The 17,718-nt window shown below is 70.3% G+C and carries 19 protein-coding genes; 11 read left to right on the top strand and 8 right to left on the bottom strand.

Annotated features, from left to right (window positions below):
- Positions 1-2 precede the first annotated feature (2 nt).
- From HL658_RS11050 to HL658_RS11040, 3 genes are read right to left on the bottom strand one after another with little or no spacing between them, the layout of a single operon-like run.
- A complete protein-coding gene (locus HL658_RS11050; protein WP_180282000.1) occupies positions 3-842 on the bottom strand; it encodes a shikimate dehydrogenase in 840 nt (279 codons plus the stop codon).
- Positions 839-1,435, bottom strand: coding sequence for a Maf family protein (locus HL658_RS11045; RefSeq protein ID WP_180282001.1), 597 nt, complete (start codon positions 1,433-1,435; stop codon positions 839-841). The genes HL658_RS11050 and HL658_RS11045 overlap by 4 nt, the downstream gene beginning before the upstream one ends.
- Entirely contained in the window at positions 1,432-2,271 is an 840-nt protein-coding gene (locus HL658_RS11040; protein ID WP_180282198.1) for a pyruvate, water dikinase regulatory protein, read from the bottom strand. Before HL658_RS11040 ends, HL658_RS11045 begins: the two co-directional genes overlap by 4 nt.
- A gap of 405 nt (positions 2,272-2,676) precedes the next feature.
- Here HL658_RS11040 and hemE point away from each other — a divergent pair, with 405 nt between their 5' ends.
- Both hemE and hemJ read left to right on the top strand, forming a co-directional pair.
- A complete protein-coding gene (gene hemE, locus HL658_RS11035; protein WP_180282002.1) occupies positions 2,677-3,723 on the top strand; it encodes a uroporphyrinogen decarboxylase in 1,047 nt (348 codons plus the stop codon).
- Between the two features lie 27 nt (positions 3,724-3,750).
- Positions 3,751-4,179: a protoporphyrinogen oxidase HemJ gene (hemJ, locus tag HL658_RS11030; protein WP_180282003.1), complete on the top strand. Its 429-nt coding sequence runs from the start codon at positions 3,751-3,753 to the stop codon at positions 4,177-4,179.
- On the opposite strand, the gene HL658_RS11025 is transcribed toward hemJ, so the two are convergent.
- The gene (locus HL658_RS11025) at positions 4,166-6,889 is read right to left on the bottom strand and encodes an HAD-IC family P-type ATPase (RefSeq protein WP_180282004.1); all 2,724 of its coding nucleotides are present in this window, start codon (positions 6,887-6,889) and stop codon (positions 4,166-4,168) included. The genes hemJ and HL658_RS11025 overlap by 14 nt on opposite strands.
- 380 nt (positions 6,890-7,269) lie before the next feature.
- On the opposite strand from HL658_RS11025, the gene rho reads away from it, so the two are divergent.
- Positions 7,270-8,526: a transcription termination factor Rho gene (gene rho / locus HL658_RS11020; RefSeq protein WP_180282005.1), complete on the top strand. Its 1,257-nt coding sequence runs from the start codon at positions 7,270-7,272 to the stop codon at positions 8,524-8,526.
- Between the two features lie 55 nt (positions 8,527-8,581).
- On the opposite strand, the gene HL658_RS11015 is transcribed toward rho, so the two are convergent.
- The 3 genes from HL658_RS11015 to HL658_RS11005 form a co-directional block, all read right to left on the bottom strand.
- Complete coding sequence (locus HL658_RS11015; RefSeq protein WP_180282006.1) at positions 8,582-9,064, bottom strand: hypothetical protein; 483 nt, start codon at positions 9,062-9,064, stop codon at positions 8,582-8,584.
- Positions 9,065-9,237: 173 nt separating this feature from the next.
- Positions 9,238-9,738, bottom strand: a complete 501-nt coding sequence (gene secB, locus HL658_RS11010; RefSeq protein WP_343055059.1) for a protein-export chaperone SecB — start codon at positions 9,736-9,738, stop codon at positions 9,238-9,240.
- A 109-nt stretch (positions 9,739-9,847) separates the two neighbouring features.
- On the bottom strand, positions 9,848-10,393 hold the full coding sequence (locus tag HL658_RS11005) for an FxsA family protein (RefSeq protein ID WP_180282008.1): 546 nt from the start codon (positions 10,391-10,393) through the stop codon (positions 9,848-9,850).
- A 173-nt stretch (positions 10,394-10,566) separates the two neighbouring features.
- Here HL658_RS11005 and HL658_RS11000 point away from each other — a divergent pair, with 173 nt between their 5' ends.
- Positions 10,567-11,250 (top strand): Tim44/TimA family putative adaptor protein, encoded by a 684-nt coding sequence (locus HL658_RS11000; RefSeq protein ID WP_343055058.1) that lies wholly within the window; start codon positions 10,567-10,569, stop codon positions 11,248-11,250.
- A gap of 9 nt (positions 11,251-11,259) precedes the next feature.
- Positions 11,260-12,456 (top strand): murein transglycosylase A, encoded by a 1,197-nt coding sequence (mltA, locus tag HL658_RS10995; protein WP_180282010.1) that lies wholly within the window; start codon positions 11,260-11,262, stop codon positions 12,454-12,456.
- A gap of 21 nt (positions 12,457-12,477) precedes the next feature.
- Here the strand turns inward: mltA and HL658_RS10990 are convergent, their stop codons facing one another.
- Positions 12,478-13,884: a trypsin-like peptidase domain-containing protein gene (locus HL658_RS10990; RefSeq protein WP_180282011.1), complete on the bottom strand. Its 1,407-nt coding sequence runs from the start codon at positions 13,882-13,884 to the stop codon at positions 12,478-12,480.
- A 135-nt stretch (positions 13,885-14,019) separates the two neighbouring features.
- Between HL658_RS10990 and hisB the strand changes: the two genes are divergently transcribed.
- From hisB to HL658_RS10960, 6 genes are read left to right on the top strand one after another with little or no spacing between them, the layout of a single operon-like run.
- On the top strand, positions 14,020-14,640 hold the full coding sequence (gene hisB / locus HL658_RS10985; protein ID WP_180282012.1) for an imidazoleglycerol-phosphate dehydratase HisB: 621 nt from the start codon (positions 14,020-14,022) through the stop codon (positions 14,638-14,640).
- A 10-nt stretch (positions 14,641-14,650) separates the two neighbouring features.
- Positions 14,651-15,295 (top strand): imidazole glycerol phosphate synthase subunit HisH, encoded by a 645-nt coding sequence (gene hisH, locus HL658_RS10980; protein WP_180282013.1) that lies wholly within the window; start codon positions 14,651-14,653, stop codon positions 15,293-15,295.
- 3 nt (positions 15,296-15,298) lie between these two features.
- Positions 15,299-15,850: a GNAT family N-acetyltransferase gene (locus HL658_RS10975; RefSeq protein ID WP_180282014.1), complete on the top strand. Its 552-nt coding sequence runs from the start codon at positions 15,299-15,301 to the stop codon at positions 15,848-15,850.
- Positions 15,847-16,593 carry a 1-(5-phosphoribosyl)-5-[(5-phosphoribosylamino)methylideneamino]imidazole-4-carboxamide isomerase gene (gene hisA, locus HL658_RS10970; protein WP_180282015.1) on the top strand — a complete coding sequence of 249 codons (747 nt, stop codon included), beginning with the start codon at positions 15,847-15,849 and terminating at the stop codon, positions 16,591-16,593. Before HL658_RS10975 ends, hisA begins: the two co-directional genes overlap by 4 nt.
- Position 16,594: 1 nt before the next feature.
- Entirely contained in the window at positions 16,595-17,380 is a 786-nt protein-coding gene (gene hisF / locus HL658_RS10965) for an imidazole glycerol phosphate synthase subunit HisF (protein ID WP_180282016.1), read from the top strand.
- Entirely contained in the window at positions 17,373-17,714 is a 342-nt protein-coding gene (locus HL658_RS10960; RefSeq protein WP_180282017.1) for a phosphoribosyl-ATP diphosphatase, read from the top strand. The genes hisF and HL658_RS10960 overlap by 8 nt, the downstream gene beginning before the upstream one ends.
- The last annotated feature ends 4 nt before the right edge of the window (positions 17,715-17,718 follow it).

The raw sequence follows: 17,718 nt of genomic DNA, 5'->3' as shown, positions 1-17,718 counted from the left end.
GCCTAACCCCCGAGCACCGCGCGTTCCAGATCGGCGTCGACCGCGGGGTCGATGCCGAACCACGCGGCGAAGGCCGGACGCGCCTGATGCAACAGCATGCCGAGACCACCGACGGTCGGGTTGCCGCGAGCGCGGGCGTGCTCCAGCAGCGGCGTGACCAGCGGGTTGTAAACGATGTCGTAGACCACGGCGTCGCGGGGCAGGGCGGCGAGGTCGAGGTCGAGCGGCTCGTTCGTGCCCATGCCCAGCGTCGTGGTGTTCACCAGCAGCGCCGCACCATCCAGCAATGTTTCACGTGAAACCCACTCCCCCACCCGGATCGGCCCGCCGAACTCCTCCGCCAGACCCTCGGCACGCGCGCGGGAGCGGTTGAGCAGCCGGATCTCCGGCACGCCAGCGTCGAGCAGCGAGACCAGCACGGCGCGCGCCGCCCCCCCGGCTCCCAGCACAACCGCGGGTCCGGCCTCCGGCCGCCACCCCGGGATGGTGGCCTTCAGGTTCTCGATGAAGCCGAACCCATCGGTGTTGCGGCCCTCCAGAGAGCCGTCCTCGCCAACGATGATCAGGTTCACCGCACCCATGCGCTGCGCCGTGGAGTCGAGCCGGTCGACCGCGCGCGCCGCGGCCTCCTTGTGCGGGACCGTGACGTTGCAGCCCCGGATGCCCAGCGCCGCCAGAGCGCGCACCGCGGCCTCTCCCCGGCCGGGCGGAACCGGGAAGGGGACATAGACGCCGTCGACGCCGTACCGTTCGAACCAATGCCCATGCAGCGCCGGTGAGCGCGAATGCGCCACCGGCCAGCCAATCACGCCCGCCACCAACGTTCTACCGGTCTGCGTCATTCCACCAGCACTCCATGCGCGCGCAGGAAACCCAGAAGGGGCAGCAGCGGCATGCCGAGGATGGTGAACCAGTCGCCCTCCACCCGGCTGAAGAGCTGCGCCCCCAACCCCTCGATCTGGTAGCAGCCGACGGAGCCCAGCACCCGCTCGCCCGCACGGTCGATATAGTCGTCCAGGAAGGCTTCGGTGAAGGGCCTCACCGTCAGCCGGGCGCTCTGCACCTGGTGCCACAGCCGCTCGCCATCGCGCACCACCACCGCGCAGCTCACCAACCGGTGGGTCCGGCCGCGCAGCCGCAGGAGCTGGTCGCGCGCCGCCGCCCGGTCGGCCGGCTTGTCGAACCAGTCGCCCTCGCACTCCAGCATCTGGTCGGCGCCGATCACCAGCGCGCCGGGGTGACGGCGGGTGACGCGCATCGCCTTCAGCTCGGCCAGCGCCTCGGCCGCCGCTTCGACCGGCAGGCCCTCGGCCCTGCAGGAGAGCTTCACCTCCTCCTCATCGACCGCGGCCGGGTGGCAGCTCACCGTCACGCCCGCCTGCTCCAGCATCAGCGCCCGGGTGCGCGAGCCCGACGCCAGGACCACCGCCGTCATTTCGGCGGCTCCTTCCCGACCAGCCCGCCGGACTGGCGCCGCGCCAGCAGCATCATGATCTCGGCCGCCGTCTCCTCGATGGAGCGGCGGGACACGTCGATCACCGGCCAGCCACGGCGCGTGAACATGCGCCGGGCCTCCGTCACCTCGTTGCGGACGATCTCCGGGTCGACATAGCTCGACCCCTCGCCCTGGTTCAGCAGCTTCAACCGGTTGCGGCGGATCTGGATCAGCCGGTCGGCGTCCTTGGTCAGCCCGACGATCAGGGGCCGCGTGAGCTTGTCGAGCTCCGGTGGCAGAGGACAACCCGGCACGATGGGCACGTTGGCCGCCTTGATGCCGCGGTTGGCCAGATAGACGCAGGTCGGTGTCTTCGAGGTGCGCGAGACGCCCATCAGGATCACATCGGCCTCGTGCAGGTTCCAGCTCGACTGCCCGTCGTCGTGGGCCAGCGCGAACTCCATCGCGTCCATGCGGCCGAAATACTCGGCGTCCAGCGCGTGCTGGCGTCCCGGCTGACGCTGCGATTCCAACCCCAGATAGGCGGCCAGCGCGTTGATGAGCGGATCCAGCACCGGGATGCAGGGCACCTGCATCTCCCGGCAGAAATCCTGGAGCCGCCGGCGCAACGCCTCGTCCACCAGCGTGAACATGACGAGGCCGGGGTGGGACTCGATCCCCTCGAGGACCAGGTCGAGCTGCCGGTCGGTGCGCACGAGATTCCAGAAATGCTCGACCGGGCGCACCTGGTCGAACTGGATCACGCAGGCCCGCGCGACGCTGTTGATCGTCTCGCCCGTCGCGTCGGACACAAGATGTAGATGGAACTGCTTCATCATCCCCAACACCCTGTGGGTAAACCCTGGACGACCGGTGCACAACGCGGGGGTCCGTCAAACCATCCACCAAGCCGGTACCGCCCGTCCCGGATCCCGCCCCCCGACGAACAACCCGGCCGAACCCACCGCATCGCGTGGACAACGGCGCGGGGACGGACTCTTATCCCCACGACTCCCGCACGCCCAGCTATAGCATTCCCGCGGTGGACGGCGAAAGTGGGCCGGAGTCGTCCACAGAGCCGCCGGTCGGCCGGCCGCAGCCGCGGCGCGTTGTGGATGATTCCGGGGATTGCGAGGATTCCCGTCATCCACAGGCATCCTCTATCTCTTCCAATCAAACTCTAAAAAGAATAGTGAAACTGTGGTGTGAACCGATCGCCCAGCGCCAAGGAACAACCAGCCGTGACCGACCGCCAGAAACCCTTCCTCGACGCGCTTGCCGGCAACGCGCAGCAGCGTCCGCCCTTCTGGCTGATGCGACAGGCCGGGCGTTACCTGCCGGAGTACCGGGCGGTGCGTGCCCAGGCCGGCGGCTTCCTCGACCTCTGCTACAATCCGGAGCTGGCGACCGAGGTCACGCTGCAGCCGCTACGCCGCTACCGGATGGACGCCGCCATCCTGTTCTCCGACATCCTGGTGGTGCCGCACGCGCTGGGTCAGGCCCTGACCTTCCAGGAAGGGGAGGGGCCGAAGCTCGATCCGGTGCGCAGCGCGGCCGAGCTTTCCCGTCTCCGGCGCGATGGCTTCCACGAGCGCCTCCAGCCGGTCTACGAGGCGGTGCGGCGCATCCGCGGTGCCATCCCCGAGGACACGGCTCTGATCGGCTTCGCCGGCGCTCCCTGGACCGTGGCGTGCTATATGGTCGAGGGCGGAGGCTCCAAGGAGTTCGCGCAGGTCAAGGGCTGGGCCTACCGCGACCCGGCGGGCTTCGGCGCGCTGATCGATCTGCTGGTCGATGTCACCGCCGACTATCTCGCCGCGCAGGTGGACGCTGGGGCGGAGACGGTGCAGCTTTTCGACAGCTGGGCCGGGGTGCTGCCGCCCGGTCCCTTCCGGCGCTGGGTGCTGGAGCCGACACGGCGCATCGTCGCGCGCTTCAAGGCGCTGCACCCGACGGTGCCGGTCATCGGCTTCCCGCGTGGTGCCGGCCTGCAGTACGACATCTACGCCAGCGAGAGCGGGGTCGATGCCATCGGGCTGGACACCACGGTGCCGCCGGTCTGGGCCGCGCGGACGCTCCAGACGCGCCTGCCGGTGCAGGGCAACCTGGATCCGATCCACCTCGTCACCGGCGGCGAGGCGCTGCGCGACGCGGCGCTGGAGATCCTGGAAGTGTTCGGCGGCCGGCCCTTCATCTTCAACCTGGGCCATGGCGTGGTGCCGCAGACGCCGCCCGAGCATGTGGCCGAGCTTGCGCATCTGCTGCGCGCCTGGCCGGAAATCGTTTGAGGCGCATCAACCGCGAGGGACGACACCGTGCTGTATCTCTGGGTCAAGGCGTTGCACGTCATCAGCATCATCGCCTGGATGGCGGGCATGCTCTATCTGCCCCGGCTCTTCGTCTATCACTGTGCGGCACCGGTGGGTTCGCCGCAGTCGGAGACCTTCAAGGTCATGGAGCGGCGCCTGCTGAAGGCGATCATCAACCCGGCGATGATCGCCAGCTTCGTGTTCGGCATCTGGCTGCTGGTGCTGGAACCCGGCTGGTTCCAGCAGGGCTGGCTGCACGCCAAGCTGACCTTCGTGGTCGGCCTGCTCGCCGTGCATGGGATGCTGGCGAAAGCCCGCAAGACCTTCGAGGCCGACCGCAACACCCGCAGCGCCACCTACTACCGCGTCATCAACGAGGTGCCGACGGTGCTGATGATCGGCATCGTCATCTTCGTCATCGTCAAGCCGTTCTGACCGCGGCACGGCGGCGGGACAGCGCCTTCTCCGCCTCGACCGTGAGGAGGACCGCCGCCGCCACGCCCATCAGCACCAGCCAGTCGGCGGGGCCCAGCGCCTCCGTCCCGAACAGCGCCTGCATCGGCGGTGCGTGGGTGAAGGCCGCCTGGAGGGCGATGATCAGGGCGACGGAGATCCAGACGGGACGGCTGCCGAACAGTCCCTTCCGGTTCAGCACGCTCGCCATGATCGCCCTGGCGTTGAACAGGAAGGCGATCTCCCCCGCCACCAGGGCGTTGACCGCCAGGGTGCGCGACCGCTCCAGGCTGGAGCCGCGCCACTCCTCGTGCAGGAACAGCCCGAAGGAAGCGGCGACCAGCAGCGCCATCACCAGCAGCATGCGGCCGATCAGGAAGCGCGGCAGGATCGCTTCTCCCGGCGGGCGCGGCGGGCGGGCCATCACGCCGGTCTCCGGCGGCTCGAAGGCCAGCGCCAGGCCCAGCGTCACCGCGGTGACCATGTTCACCCACAGGATCTGCACCGGCGTGATCGGCAGGGTGTAGCCGGCCAGGATGGCCGCGATCAGCACCAGCGCCTGCGCGCCGTTGGTCGGCAGCATGAACAGGATGGTCTTGCGCAGATTGTCGTAGACGGTGCGTCCCTCCTCCACCGCGTGGGCGATGGAGGCGAAGTTGTCGTCCGCCAGCACCATCGCCGCGGCCTCCTTCGCCGCCTCGGTGCCGGCGCGGCCCATGGCGACGCCGACGTCGGCGCGCTTGAGGGCGGGCGCGTCGTTCACCCCGTCGCCGGTCATGGCGACCACGTGCCCGTCGGCCTGGAGCGCCGTGACGAGCCGCAATTTGTGCTCGGGTGTGGTGCGGGCGAAGATGTCGGCGCTGCGGGCCGCCTCGGCAAAGGCCGCCTCGTCCATCCGGTCGAGCTCCGGCCCGGTCACCACCGCGCCGTCGACGCCCAGCCCGAAGCGGCGGCCGATGGCACGTGCGGTGACGGCGTGGTCGCCGGTGATCATCTTGACCCGGATGCCGGCGGCCCGGCAGGCCGCGGCGGCGGTCACCGCCTCCTCCCGCGCCGGATCGATCAGACCGCACAGGCCGAGCAGGGTCAGCCCCTCCTCCACGTCGGCCAGGGACAGGTCCCGGTGGTCCGGCATCACCCCGCGGCGGGCGAGCGCGATCACCCGCTGCCCCTCCATCGCCATGGCGTCGGTGCGGGCCTGCCACCAGTCGGTGTCCAGCGGTTCCGGCCCGTCGGCGCCCAGCGCGTCGGCGCACATGGCGATCACGCGCTCCGGCGCGCCCTTCACCAGGATCACCCCGTGGCCGGCGTGGTCGTGGTGCAGGGTGGCCTGGAACTTCAGCTCGGAATCGAAGGGGATGGCGTCGGTGCGGGGCCGTTGCCGGTTCCGCTGCTGCGGGTCTACCCCCGCCTTCAGCGCCAGCGTCAGGAGGGCGCCGTCGGTGGGGTCGCCGGTCAGCGCCCAGGATCCGTCCTCCAGCCGCGCCAGCTCGGCGTCGTTGCACAGCGCCCCGGCCTCGGCCAGGGCGGCCAGCAGCGGGTCGCCGACCGCATCGACCGGCCGGCCCTCGCGGGTCACGGTGCCGTGCGGCTCGTAGCCGCTGCCGCCGACCGCGTAGGTCGTGACGGCGGTGCCGACGGTCTGCACCGTCAGCTCGTTGCGGGTCAGGGTGCCGGTCTTGTCGGAACAGACCACCCCGACCGAACCCAGCGTCTCCACCGCCGGCAGGCGGCGGATGATGGCGTTGCGCCGCGCCATGCGGGTGACGCCGATCGCCAGCGTGATGGTCATGACCGCCGGCAGCCCCTCCGGGATCGCCGCGACCGCCAGCCCCACCGCGGCCAGCGCCATCTCGCCCCAAGGCAGGTCGCGCACCAGCGTGCCGAACAGGAAGACCGCCCCCGCGAGCGCCAGGATCCCGACGGTGAGCCAACGCCCGAAGACCGCCATCTGCGCCAGCAGCGGGGTGGTCAGCGTCTCCACCCGCGCCAACAGGGCGCCGATGCGGCCGATCTCGGTGGCGTCGCCGGTGGCGACCACCACCCCCGACCCCTGGCCCTGGGTCACCAGCGTCCCGGAATAGGCCATGCCCGTGCGCTCGGCCAGCGGTGCGGCGGTCGCTACGGCATCGGCCGCCTTGGCGACCGGCATCGATTCGCCGGTCAGCGCCGCCTCCTGCACGCGCAGCGTCCTGGCGTGGAGGAGACGGAGGTCGGCCGGCACCCGGTCACCGGGGGCGAGGAGGACGAGATCGCCGGGGACCAGTTCCTCCGCCGCCACGGTGCGTTGCGCGCCGTCGCGCACCACCACCGCCTGCGGCGACAGCATGGCGCGGATGGCATCCAGCGCCTGCTCCGCCTTGCCCTCCTGCACATAGCCGATCAGCGCGTTGACCAGCACGACGGCGGCGATCACCGACGCGTCCGTGACCTCGCCCAGCGCCAGCGCCACCACGCCCGCGGCCAGCAGCACATGGATCAGGATGTTGTCGAACTGGGCCAGGAGGCGTTTCCAGGCCGGGCGGGGCGCCGGGGGGGTCATGCGGTTCGGTCCGAAACGCGCGCGGCGGCGCTCCACCTCCGTCGCGGACAGCCCGGCGTCGCTGCTTTCCAGCGCGGCCATGGCCTCGGCCACCGGCAGAGCGTGCCAGGAATGGTCGGCGGGGAGGGGGAGGTCGGTTCGGGGGGGCATGGCGGCCTTTCCAGATTGTTTGTGGGCCTACGCTTGCAGATCGGAGGAGGGGCCGGCGCCGTCCAGAGGGCTGCGGCAACGTGTAGCGCCGCTCGCGACATGCGGATTCCGCTTTCGTTTGACTTGCCGCCCGGCTTGGGCTAACCCATGTCAATCCGCAGGGCGCGAGTCTCGCGGAATTCGTTCGTGTATTCCAAGTACCCGATCAAGCACCCGATGCCCGGCCTCCCCACCGGGTGTCCGTCTGGCCCCCGCCTCATGATGCCGGGCGCGGCTGCGGATGAGCGCAACGCTCCCGCCCCCGCCGAACGCCTCCCGACACGACGCCCGCCGTCGCCACGGGAATCCGGCCAACTCCCCCGCTCCACCATAGGCCCCCCATGCATCTGCAAGAGTTGAAGTGCAAGAGCCCCGCCGAGCTTCTGGCGTTCGCGGAGGAGCTCCAGATCGAGAACGCCAGCACCCTGCGCAAGCAGGACATGATGTTCGCGATCCTGAAACAGCTCGCCGAGAACGACGTGCCGATCTACGGCGACGGCGTGCTGGAGGTGCTTCAGGACGGGTTCGGGTTCCTGCGCTCGCCGGAGGCCAACTATCTCGCGGGACCGGACGACATCTACGTCAGCCCCAGCCAGGTGCGCCGCTTCGGACTGCGCACCGGCGACACGGTGGAGGGGCAGATCCGGGCGCCCAAGGACGGGGAGCGGTACTTCGCCCTGCTCAAGGTCAACACGATCAACTACGACGCGCCGGAAAAGGTGCGGCACCGCATCAACTTCGACAACCTGACCCCGCTCTACCCGGAGGAGCGGCTGCGCATGGAGGTCGAGGATCCCACCAAGAAGAACCTGACCGGGCGCATCATCGATCTGGTCGCCCCGCTGGGCAAGGGGCAGCGCGCGCTGGTGGTGGCGCCGCCGCGCACCGGCAAGACGGTGATGCTCCAGAACATCGCCCACTCCATCGCCACCAACCACCCCGAGGTCTACCTGATCGTGCTGCTCATCGACGAGCGGCCCGAAGAGGTGACCGACATGGCGCGCTCCGTGCGGGGCGAGGTGATCAGCTCCACCTTCGACGAGCCGGCGACCCGCCACGTGCAGGTGGCCGAGATGGTCATCGAGAAGGCCAAGCGGCTGGTCGAGCACAAGCGCGATGTGGTGATCCTGCTGGACAGCATCACCCGCCTGGCGCGCGCCTACAACACGGTGGTGCCCAGCTCCGGCAAGGTGCTGACCGGCGGTGTCGACGCCAACGCGCTGCAGCGGCCGAAGCGCTTCTTCGGTGCCGCCCGCAACATCGAGGAGGGCGGCTCCCTCACCATCATCGCGACCGCGCTGATCGACACCGGCAGCCGCATGGACGAGGTGATCTTCGAGGAGTTCAAGGGCACCGGCAACTCCGAGCTCATCCTCGACCGCAAGCTGTCGGACAAGCGCACCTTCCCGGCGATCGACATCTCCAAATCCGGCACCCGCAAGGAGGAGCTGCTGGTCGACCGCGGCACCATCTCCAAGATGTGGATCCTGCGCCGTATCCTGATGCCAATGGGCGTGACCGACGCGGTCGACTTCCTGCTCGACAAGCTCAAGCACACCAAGTCGAACGGCGAGTTCTTCGAATCGATGAACCAGTAGCCCGTCGGGGTGGAGCCGGATGACCGGTTCCACCCCCTCTCGGTTGGCGGCGGTGTTACCAGCCGCGCGGGCAAGCGGCACTGAGATCGGTTTTGCCGTCGTTGGGGGTGCCCGGCACGATCGCCAGAGCGGAGGGTGTCGAGGTCTTCCCCACGGAACCGTAGATCACGGTAAGCTCGCCGGGCGATGCAACGGGACCGTTGCAGATCCAGCCGGCCTTGCCGTCCAGTGGGGTCGTCTTCATCATGAAATAGAAGGTGCTGCACCCGGCCGGCAGCGTGATCGTCTGCGGCAGACCGGAGGTCCAGTAGGAGCCGGCGCCGTTTTTGTAATAGTTGTTGGCCTTGAAGAGAGCGTTGCCGTTGGGATCGTTGATCACGACGGCGCTTTCGACACCGGTGAGGCCACTGACCAGCGCGACCTCGGAGACGGCCTTCTCGAAGCAGACGGTCACGTTCGCGGCCTGCGCCACACCGGTCATGCCGACGGTGAGGCCGATTGCGGACAGAAGCAGGGCGGCATTGAAGCGTGGGAGCATGGCTTATACCCTTCGTTTGTATGTCCGACCAACTATCGGAATATGAGGGTATAGGCCGATAACATGTGCCCCAACAACGCGCATTTTATGACGTTTTGCGCCGAATCCGCGAACAATATGCCACCGCCCCCTCCTCGCGCGCGTGCCCGGGAAGGGGGGCGGCGACGACGGCGTCAGAACGGGGGCTGTTGCCCGGTGGCCTGCTGCGCCTGAGCGGCGGCGGCGCGGCGGCGGAACAGGTCCACGAAGTCGATGGGGTTGACCATCAGCGGCGGGTAGCCGCCGTCACGCGTCGCTTCGGCCACGATGGCGCGGGCGAAGGGGAACAGCATCCGCGCACCCTCGATCATCAGCAGCGGGGCGTGATGCTCCTCCGGCACGCCGGGAAGCTGGAACAGGCCACCGTAGGACAGCTCGACGATGAAGGTGGTGGTCTCCGCCTGCTTGGCCTCGGCGCGCAGCTCCAGCACCACCTCGTAGATGTCGTCGGCGGCGAGGCGGGCCTGGACGTCGACGCTGATGTTCACCTGCGGCTGCGGCTGGCCGGCCATCAGGCTCTGCGGAGCGTTGGGGTTCTCGAAGGACAGATCCTTCACGTACTGGGCCAGCACGTGGAGCGGAAGGGCGGCCGGCCCGCCCTGGTCCTGGCCGTTGGTCGCCTGTTCGGACATCATGGAACTCCCGGCCGGGTTGCGGCCTTCTGATGACGGGTGTCGGAAGCCGCGTGGCTAGCACGGATCGCGTTGCGGCGACAACCGTGCGCCGTCGTCGCGGCGCGTGGATTCAGTGCGGCTCCGGCCCGCCGTCGCGAGGCCCCGGTCGCCAGCGCGACTGCCCGATTTCCGGCACGTCGTCGTCGGGCGTCCGCACCTCGCGGTACTCGGCGTCGATCACGCCGGGGGGCGGGCGGGGCGTGCCGCCGGGGCGGCCGGAGCCGTCACCCATGTCGCGGCCGTTCACCCACACGCGCATGCCGCCGCTCCGCCGCAACCGGTCCAACAGCCAGCGGCCGAGCGCGTTGCGCAGGAAGGGCACGAACAACGCCAGACCGACGATGTCGGTCAGGAAGCCGGGGATGATCAGCAGCACGCCGGCAACGACGATGCAGAACCCCTCGAACACCGCACCCACCGGCGCCTCGCCGCGGTCGGCCGCCGTCTGGGCGCGGCGCAGGACCGAAAGCCCCTGCCGACGGATCAGCGCGGTTCCCAGGAAGGCCGCCACGATCACCAGCAGTACCGTCGGCCAAAGCCCGATCCAGTCACCGACCTGGATGAACAGGGCGATTTCGAGCACCGGAAGAATCAGGAAGATCAGAAGCGGATTCATGCGCATCCTTGCTCTGGTGGGGCCGAGGGCCTATCTGTGTTCCGACGTTGTGTCCGGTGCGGCGTCGGGATTGTGCGTGCGGCTCGCAGTGCGGTGCGTTACACTTAATGCTCGCCCGTCGGAGGGTCCAGGGCAAACCCGAGAGGATTTGGGCGATGGACGGTGGTGGATTCGTGTTCATTGAGATTGTCATCTTCGCGATGATCGCGGCGTTCCTGGTCTACCGGTTGCGCAGCGTGCTCGGACGGCGCACCGGCGAGGAGCGTCAGCGGCCGAACCCCTACACGCCACCGGTCCGCCCGCAGCAGAACGGCCCCCAGCCGAACGGCCCGGACAACGTGGTGCCGCTGCCCGACCGCGTGCGCCCCATCGACGGTGCGCCGGCCGACGCGGGCGAGCCGCTGTCGCTGGCCGCCTCGCTGGCGCAGATCCGCAGCGCCGACCCTTCCTTCGACGAGAAGATCTTCATCCAGGGCGCCTCGGCCGCCTTCACCATGGTGGTGGAAGCCTTCGCCAAGGCCGATACGGCGACGCTGCGTCCGCTGCTGTCCGACGATGTCTACGACAACTTCGCCGGCGCGATCCGCGAGCGGCAGAACGCCGGGGAAACGCTGGAAACGCGCATCGATCGTATCCGTGACGCCGACGTGGTGGAGGCGCGGCTGGATGGCCGGACGGCCTTCCTGACGGTCAAGTTCGTGTCCGACCAGATGAACGTCACCCGCGACCGCAATGGCGCCGTGGCGGAGGGGGACGCCGACAAGGTGGTGGAGGTCACCGACATCTGGACCTTCGCCCGCAACATCCGCTCGCGCGATCCCAACTGGCTCCTGGTCGAAACCCGCGTCCCGTCCTGATCCCGGCCTATGACCACCCTGCGTCGAATGGCCGCACACGGTGCGGCCGCGCTGCTCGGCGTGGCCGCACTCGCGGTTGCCGGGTGCGAGCGCAAGCCGGCGGAGCCGGTTCCCGACCGGCTGACGCTGAAGCCCGGCGGCTTCGCCGATCTTCCCGGCTGGAACACGGATGCGGTGGCGCAGGCCGTTCCCGCCTTCAAGCGTTCCTGCGACCGTCTGAAGGGACAGCCGGACGACCGCAAGCTGGGGCCGGACGGTGTCGGCGGCACGGTGGCCGACTGGCGCCCGGTCTGCCGGCGCTTGGCCGCCCTTCCCGCCGGTGACGACGTCACCGCCCGCGCCTTCTTCGAGGAATGGTTCCGTCCCTACGCCGCCGCCAACGGCGACCGGCGGACCGGCCTTTTCACCGGCTATTACGAGGTGGAGCTGAAAGGCTCCCGCGGCCCCGACCCGGCCTTTCCCACACCGCTCTACCGCAAGCCCATCGACCTCGTGATGGTCGACCTCGGAGAATTCTCCGACAAGTGGAAGGGGGAGCGCACCGCCGGCCGGGTCATCGACGGCCGCCTGCGCCCCTACGAGGACCGCGCGGCGATCGAGGCCGGGTCGCTGACCGGCAAGGGGCTGGAGCTGCTGTGGGCGGCCGATCCCATCGCCGTCTTCTTCCTGCACATCCAGGGCTCCGGCCGGGTGACCTTCCCCGACGGGACCCAGATGCGGGTCGGCTACGCCGGCCAGAACGGCCACCGCTATGTCGCCATCGGCAAGGAGCTGATCGACCGCGGCGTGCTGAAGCGGGAGGAGGTGTCACTCCAGTCGATCCGCGCCTGGCTGAAGGCCAACCCCGCCGACGCGGCCGGGATGATGAACAAGAACCCTTCCTACGTTTTCTTCCAGGAGCTGAAGGGCGAGGGGCCGATGGGCGCCCAGGGCGTGGCGCTGACCGCCGGCCGCAGCCTCGCCGTCGACCGAGGTTTCATCCCCTACGGCGTCCCCGTCTGGCTCGACGCCGAGGACCCGCTGGACAACGCCAGGCGCCTGCAGCGGCTGATGGTCGCCCAGGACACCGGCGGCGCCATCCGCGGCCCCGTCCGCGGCGACGTCTTCTGGGGCTACGGCCCGGAGGCGGAGGAGCGCGCCGGCCGCATGAAGAGCAACGGGCAGTACTGGTTGCTGCTGCCGAAGGGCGTTGGGCCGTCGTCGTAGCGTTGGACATGGCGTTGCGGGTCACGGCCCGCTGCCGTCGGTCCGCACCGTGACCCCCATCCGCGACAGCAGCGGGCCAATGGGCGCGAAGGGAACCAGTCCGCTGCGCGCCGGTGTGGGCATGGCGGGGACGGGTAGGGTCACGCCGATCAGCCGGCCGGCCTCGTCCAGCACCGGATCGCCGGCCGTAACCCGCGCACCGGCCAGATCGGCGTAGCCGAGGTCCGACGCGTCGCCCGCACCGGCCCCCGGCTCCAGCCGGGCGACGATACCGGGGGTCAGCGCCGTACCCCCGGTCACCGCCACCCGCACCCGCTCGCTCACGGCCGGGGGATCGGTGCGCAGGGGCAGGGCGGTCAGCCGGGCGGGAACCCGCAGAAGGACCAGTTCCGCCAGCCCGTCCCGCCGCTCCACCGTGCCGTCCAGAATCACCCCGCGAGCCGGGTGCACGGACACCTGGTCGTCGCGTCCGGCCGCCGCCGTGGTGGCAAGGACGAGGGATCCGCCGTCCGCTGTTCCCACCACCACCCCGCGCCCATGGCCGACCTGAAGGATGGCCTCGGTCAGTGTCTCCCCGCGGGCGGCGACGCGCGTGCCCGACGGCGCCGGGGTGAGCAGGATGCCGGGGCCGTCGGGTGCCGCCGCGGGCACCAGCGGCATGGGTGCGGACGGATCCGCGGGCGGTGCGGCGGTACCAATGGCCGGAGTCGTGGCCGGGGCGGCGGCGGGCGCGGCAGGGGGTGCGGCGGACGGGTCCGCCGGCGGTCCGAACGCCGCTCCCGGCCGGGCCACGGCGTTGCGGAAGGCGGGATCGGCGGCCAGCTTCAGGGCGGCGTCCAGGAACGCCTCCTCCACCAGCAGCACGCGGCCCTGCGGCACGCCGTGGTCGAGGGCGGCGCTGCCAATGGTGGTCGCGCGATGGACCAGCCGTCCGTCCGAAACCCGGTGCACCGACCAGTCGACCCGCGCCGTGCCCTCACCGCTCTCGCCCTGGCTGGCTCCGGTCAGCCAGTGCACGCGCCGGCACAGCTCCATGCGCAGGTCGCGCAGCTCGCCCGACACGGTGAAGCGGGCGCGCTTGCGGTCGGTCCCGCGGTCGAGCGATCCACCGCCGGCCCCGGCCACGTCGAACCCCGCCCCGGTCAGCGCCTCGCGGAACCGTGCCTGGTAGGTGCCCTGTTCGTGCAGGTTGCGCCCGGTGGTCCAGAACAGCACGTCGTAGGGCGGCACGCAGTCGAGCCCGAAGACATAGCGCCCCACCTCCTCCCCCCGCCGCATCTCCACCAGCCGCAGGTCGTCGAAGCGGATCGGCTCGGTGGAGCCGGGCGGCACCGGTGCCACGGCCGCGGCAGGCTCCGGCCGGTCCATGCCGGCGCAGGCGGCCACGAGGACGGTCACGGGGAGCAGGCTGGCGAGGACGGGTCGCATAGCGGGATATGCTCGTATAAAGTGTATGGTATGCTAGCGTGTGCAGCGCCCGCGCGCAACGCACGGTGCCACGCGCCGCCGCGGACACGCCGCCATCCGCTGGCATGGCGCGCGGCTTCCTGCTAGGAATGGCGGATGGACCAGACAGCGGCCGGCGCGCGGCGCGCCACGATCGAACGCAACACCACCGAGACCCGCATCCGGGTGGCGGTGAACCTGGATGGAACCGGCGTCTACGACGTGAAGACGGGCGTCGGCTTCCTCGACCACATGCTGGAGCAGCTCTCCCGCCACAGCCTGGTGGACCTGACGGTCCTGGCGGAGGGCGACCTGCACATCGACTTCCACCACACGACCGAGGACAGCGGCATCGCCATCGGCATGGCGGTGGCGAAGGCGCTGGGCGACCGCAAGGGCATCCAGCGCTACGGCCATGCCTATGTGCCGATGGACGAGACGCTGACCCGCGTGGCGCTGGACTTCTCCAACCGCCCCTACCTGATCTGGAACGTCGCCTTCACCCGCGACAAGATCGGCGACATGGACACCGAGCTGTTCCGCGAGTGGTTCCAGGCCTTCGCGATGGCCGCCGGCGTGACGCTGCACGTCGAGACGCTGTACGGGCTGAACAACCACCACATCGTGGAAAGCTGCTACAAGGCGCTGGCCCGCGCGCTGCGCGCCGGAGTGGAGATCGACCCGCGCAAGCGCGACGCCGTGCCCTCCACCAAGGGCACGCTCGGCGGCTCGCTCTAGGGGAACGGCCATGGCGGTGATCGCGCTGATCGATTACGGCTCCGGCAACCTGCGCTCGGCCGCCAAGGCGGTGGAGCGGGCGGCGGCGGAGTCGGGCAAGAGTTTCGAGGTGCTGGTGACGGCCGACGCCGACGCGGTGCGCCACGCCGACCGTGTGGTGCTGCCCGGCGTCGGCGCCTTCGCCGACTGCATGCGCGGCCTGTCCGACGTGCCCGGCATGCGCGAGGCGCTGGAGGAGGCGGTCATCCGCGGTGGCCGGCCTTTCCTCGGCATCTGCGTCGGCATGCAGCTGATGGCGGAGCGGGGGCTGGAGTTCGGCGTGCACGCGGGGCTCGGCTGGATCCCCGGCGACGTGGGGCCCCTGGAACCGGCCGATCCGGCGCTGAAGATCCCTCACATGGGCTGGAACGAGCTGCGCATCGAGCACCCGCACCCGGTGCTGGCCGGTCTGGACCATGGCGAGCACGCCTATTTCGTGCACTCCTACCGCCTCGCCTGCGCCGATCCGGCGCACCGGCTGGCGAGTGCGGACTATGGCGGCGCCTTCGCCGCTGTGGTCGGGCGCGACAATCTGGTGGGCACCCAGTTCCACCCGGAGAAGAGCCAGGAAACCGGTCTGCGCCTGATCGCCAACTTCCTGTCCTGGCGGGTGTGAGCCATGGCCGGGACCAGCGTCGGCGTCGAGCGGGTGGACAAGCTGAAGACGGGCGACCTGCACGATCTGTGCGACGCCGCCGACGACGCCATCCGCAGCGGCGGCGGCTTCGGCTGGCTGGAGCCGCCGGCGCGCGAGGTGATGGAGCGCTACTGGAAGGGCGTGCTGGTGGTGCCGGAGCGCATCCTGTTCGTGGGCCGGCTGGACGGCGTGATCTGCGGGTCCGCCCAGCTCGTGAAGCCGCCCCGCAACAACGAGGCGCAGGCCCACGCCGCCACCCTGACCACCGGCTTCGTCGCCCCCTGGGCGCGCGGCCACGGGTTGGCCCGCAAGCTGACGCTGGCGGTGGAGGCGGCGGCGCGGGAGGAGGGCTTCGCCGTGCTGAACCTGGACGTGCGGGCGACGCAGGAGGCGGCGATCACGCTCTACGAGCATCTGGGCTTCCGCCGCTGGGGCACCCACCCGCGCTACGCCCGCGTCGACGGCCGTACGGTCGCCGGCCATTTCTACTTCAAGGACCTGATCCCGACGGAACCGGACGAAACGCCGCCATGATCCTCTACCCTGCCATCGACCTGAAGGACGGCGCCTGCGTGCGTCTGGTGCGCGGTGAGATGTCGCACGCCACCGTGTTCAACACCGACCCCGGGGAGCAGGCCGCCCGCTTCCAGGGCCAGGGCTTCCAGTGGCTGCATCTGGTGGACCTGAACGGCGCCTTCGCCGGCCGCCCGGTCAACGCCGAGGCCGTCGACCGCATCCTGGCGTCCGTCACCATCCCGGTGCAGCTCGGCGGCGGAATCCGCGACCTGAAGACCATCGGCATGTGGATCGAGAAGGGTGTGCGCCGCGTGATCCTCGGCACGATCGCGCTGCGCGACCCGGAGCTGGTCAAGCAGGCGTGCAAGGCCTTCCCCGGCCGCGTCGCCGTGGGCATCGACGCCCGTGAAGGCTACGTCGCGGTCGCCGGCTGGGCCGAGACCTCCAACATCAAGGCGCTCGATCTGGCGCTGAAGTTCGAGGATTCCGGCGTCGCCGCCATCATCTACACCGACATCAACCGCGACGGCGCCATGGGCGGGGTGAATGTGGAAGCCACCGCCGACCTCGCCTTCCACCTGACCACCCCGGTGATCGCGTCCGGCGGCGTCTCCTCCATGGACGATCTGGTGGCGCTCAAGAAGGAGGAGGACAGCGGCATCGAGGGCGTCATCTGCGGCCGCGCCCTCTACGACGGCCGCATCGAGCCGGCCGAGGCGCTGGCGCTGCTCGGCGCCCCGGCGCCGGGGGAGGTCGGGTGACATGCTGAAGATGCGCGTCATCCCCTGCCTGGACGTCAAGGACGGCCGGGTCGTGAAGGGGGTGAACTTCGTCGATCTGGTCGATGCCGGCGATCCGGTGGAGCAGGCCCGCGTCTATGACCGGGAGGGGGCGGACGAGCTGACCTTCCTCGACATCACCGCCAGCCACGAGAACCGCGACACCATCTACGACGTGGTGCGCCGCACCGCCGAGCAGGTGTTCATGCCGCTGACCGTCGGCGGCGGCGTGCGCGTGGTGGAGGACATCCGCAAGCTGCTGCTGGCCGGGGCCGACAAGGTGTCGATCAACAGCGCCGCGGTCGCCCGTCCGGAGTTCGTGCGCGAGGCGGCGGAGAAGTTCGGCTCGCAGTGCATCGTGGTCGCCATCGACGCCAAGCGGGTGGCCCCGGACCGTTGGGAGATCTTCACCCACGGCGGGCGCCGCGCCACCGGCATCGACGCGGTGGAGTGGGCGGCCCGCATGGAATCCTACGGCGCCGGCGAGATCCTGCTGACCAGCATGGACCGCGACGGCACCAAGAGCGGCTTCGACCTGGAGCTGACCCGCAAGGTCGCCGACAGCTTGCGCATCCCGGTCATCGCGTCCGGCGGCGTCGGCACGCTGGAGCACATGGTGGAGGGCATCCGCGAGGGGCACGCCACCGCGGTGCTGGCCGCCAGCATCTTCCATTTCGGCACTTACACGATCGGGCAGGTGAAGGCCGCCATGGCCGCCGCCGGCATCCCCGTGCGCCCGATCCGCGCCGCGGAGGCCGTGCATGGCTGAGGAGCGCGCCACCGCGGCGGTGCTCGACCGTCTCCACGCCACCGTGCTGGCGCGCAAGGGTGCCGACCCGTCCAGCTCCTACACCGCCAAGCTCTACAGCCGCGGCACGCCGAAGATCGCCCAGAAGCTGGGCGAGGAGGCGGTGGAGACGGTGATCGAGGCGGTCCGCGGCAACCGCGACGGCGTGGTGTCGGAGTCGGCCGACCTGCTCTACCACCTGATGGTGCTGTGGGCCGACGCGGGCGTGGCGCCGGAGGAGGTCTACGCCAAGCTCGCCGCGCGCGAGGGCACCAGCGGCATCGACGAGAAGAACGCCCGGCCCAAGGCCGGCTGACGCC

Source organism: Azospirillum oleiclasticum, from assembly GCF_013423485.1.
Classification (GTDB): Bacteria; Pseudomonadota; Alphaproteobacteria; order Azospirillales; family Azospirillaceae; genus Azospirillum; species Azospirillum oleiclasticum.
Note: the sequence above shows the minus strand (reverse complement) of the source record. Positions and strands in the feature narration are given on the sequence as shown.

Bases quoted from the DNA above. Each gene is read 5' to 3' on its own strand.
- HL658_RS11050 (WP_180282000.1), bottom strand. From the start codon at position 842: ATGACGCAGACCGGTAGAACGTTGGTGGCGGGCGTGATTGGCTGGCCG.
- HL658_RS11045 (WP_180282001.1), bottom strand. From the start codon at position 1,435: ATGACGGCGGTGGTCCTGGCGTCGGGCTCGCGCACCCGGGCGCTGATG.
- HL658_RS11040 (WP_180282198.1), bottom strand. From the start codon at position 2,271: ATGAAGCAGTTCCATCTACATCTTGTGTCCGACGCGACGGGCGAGACG.
- HL658_RS11025 (WP_180282004.1), bottom strand. From the start codon at position 6,889: ATGCCCCCCCGAACCGACCTCCCCCTCCCCGCCGACCATTCCTGGCAC.
- rho (WP_180282005.1), top strand. From the start codon at position 7,270: ATGCATCTGCAAGAGTTGAAGTGCAAGAGCCCCGCCGAGCTTCTGGCG.
- HL658_RS11015 (WP_180282006.1), bottom strand. From the start codon at position 9,064: ATGCTCCCACGCTTCAATGCCGCCCTGCTTCTGTCCGCAATCGGCCTC.
- secB (WP_343055059.1), bottom strand. From the start codon at position 9,738: ATGATGTCCGAACAGGCGACCAACGGCCAGGACCAGGGCGGGCCGGCC.
- HL658_RS11005 (WP_180282008.1), bottom strand. From the start codon at position 10,393: ATGAATCCGCTTCTGATCTTCCTGATTCTTCCGGTGCTCGAAATCGCC.
- mltA (WP_180282010.1), top strand. From the start codon at position 11,260: ATGACCACCCTGCGTCGAATGGCCGCACACGGTGCGGCCGCGCTGCTC.
- HL658_RS10990 (WP_180282011.1), bottom strand. From the start codon at position 13,884: ATGCGACCCGTCCTCGCCAGCCTGCTCCCCGTGACCGTCCTCGTGGCC.
- hisB (WP_180282012.1), top strand. From the start codon at position 14,020: ATGGACCAGACAGCGGCCGGCGCGCGGCGCGCCACGATCGAACGCAAC.
- hisH (WP_180282013.1), top strand. From the start codon at position 14,651: ATGGCGGTGATCGCGCTGATCGATTACGGCTCCGGCAACCTGCGCTCG.
- HL658_RS10975 (WP_180282014.1), top strand. From the start codon at position 15,299: ATGGCCGGGACCAGCGTCGGCGTCGAGCGGGTGGACAAGCTGAAGACG.
- hisA (WP_180282015.1), top strand. From the start codon at position 15,847: ATGATCCTCTACCCTGCCATCGACCTGAAGGACGGCGCCTGCGTGCGT.
- hisF (WP_180282016.1), top strand. From the start codon at position 16,595: ATGCTGAAGATGCGCGTCATCCCCTGCCTGGACGTCAAGGACGGCCGG.
- HL658_RS10960 (WP_180282017.1), top strand. From the start codon at position 17,373: ATGGCTGAGGAGCGCGCCACCGCGGCGGTGCTCGACCGTCTCCACGCC.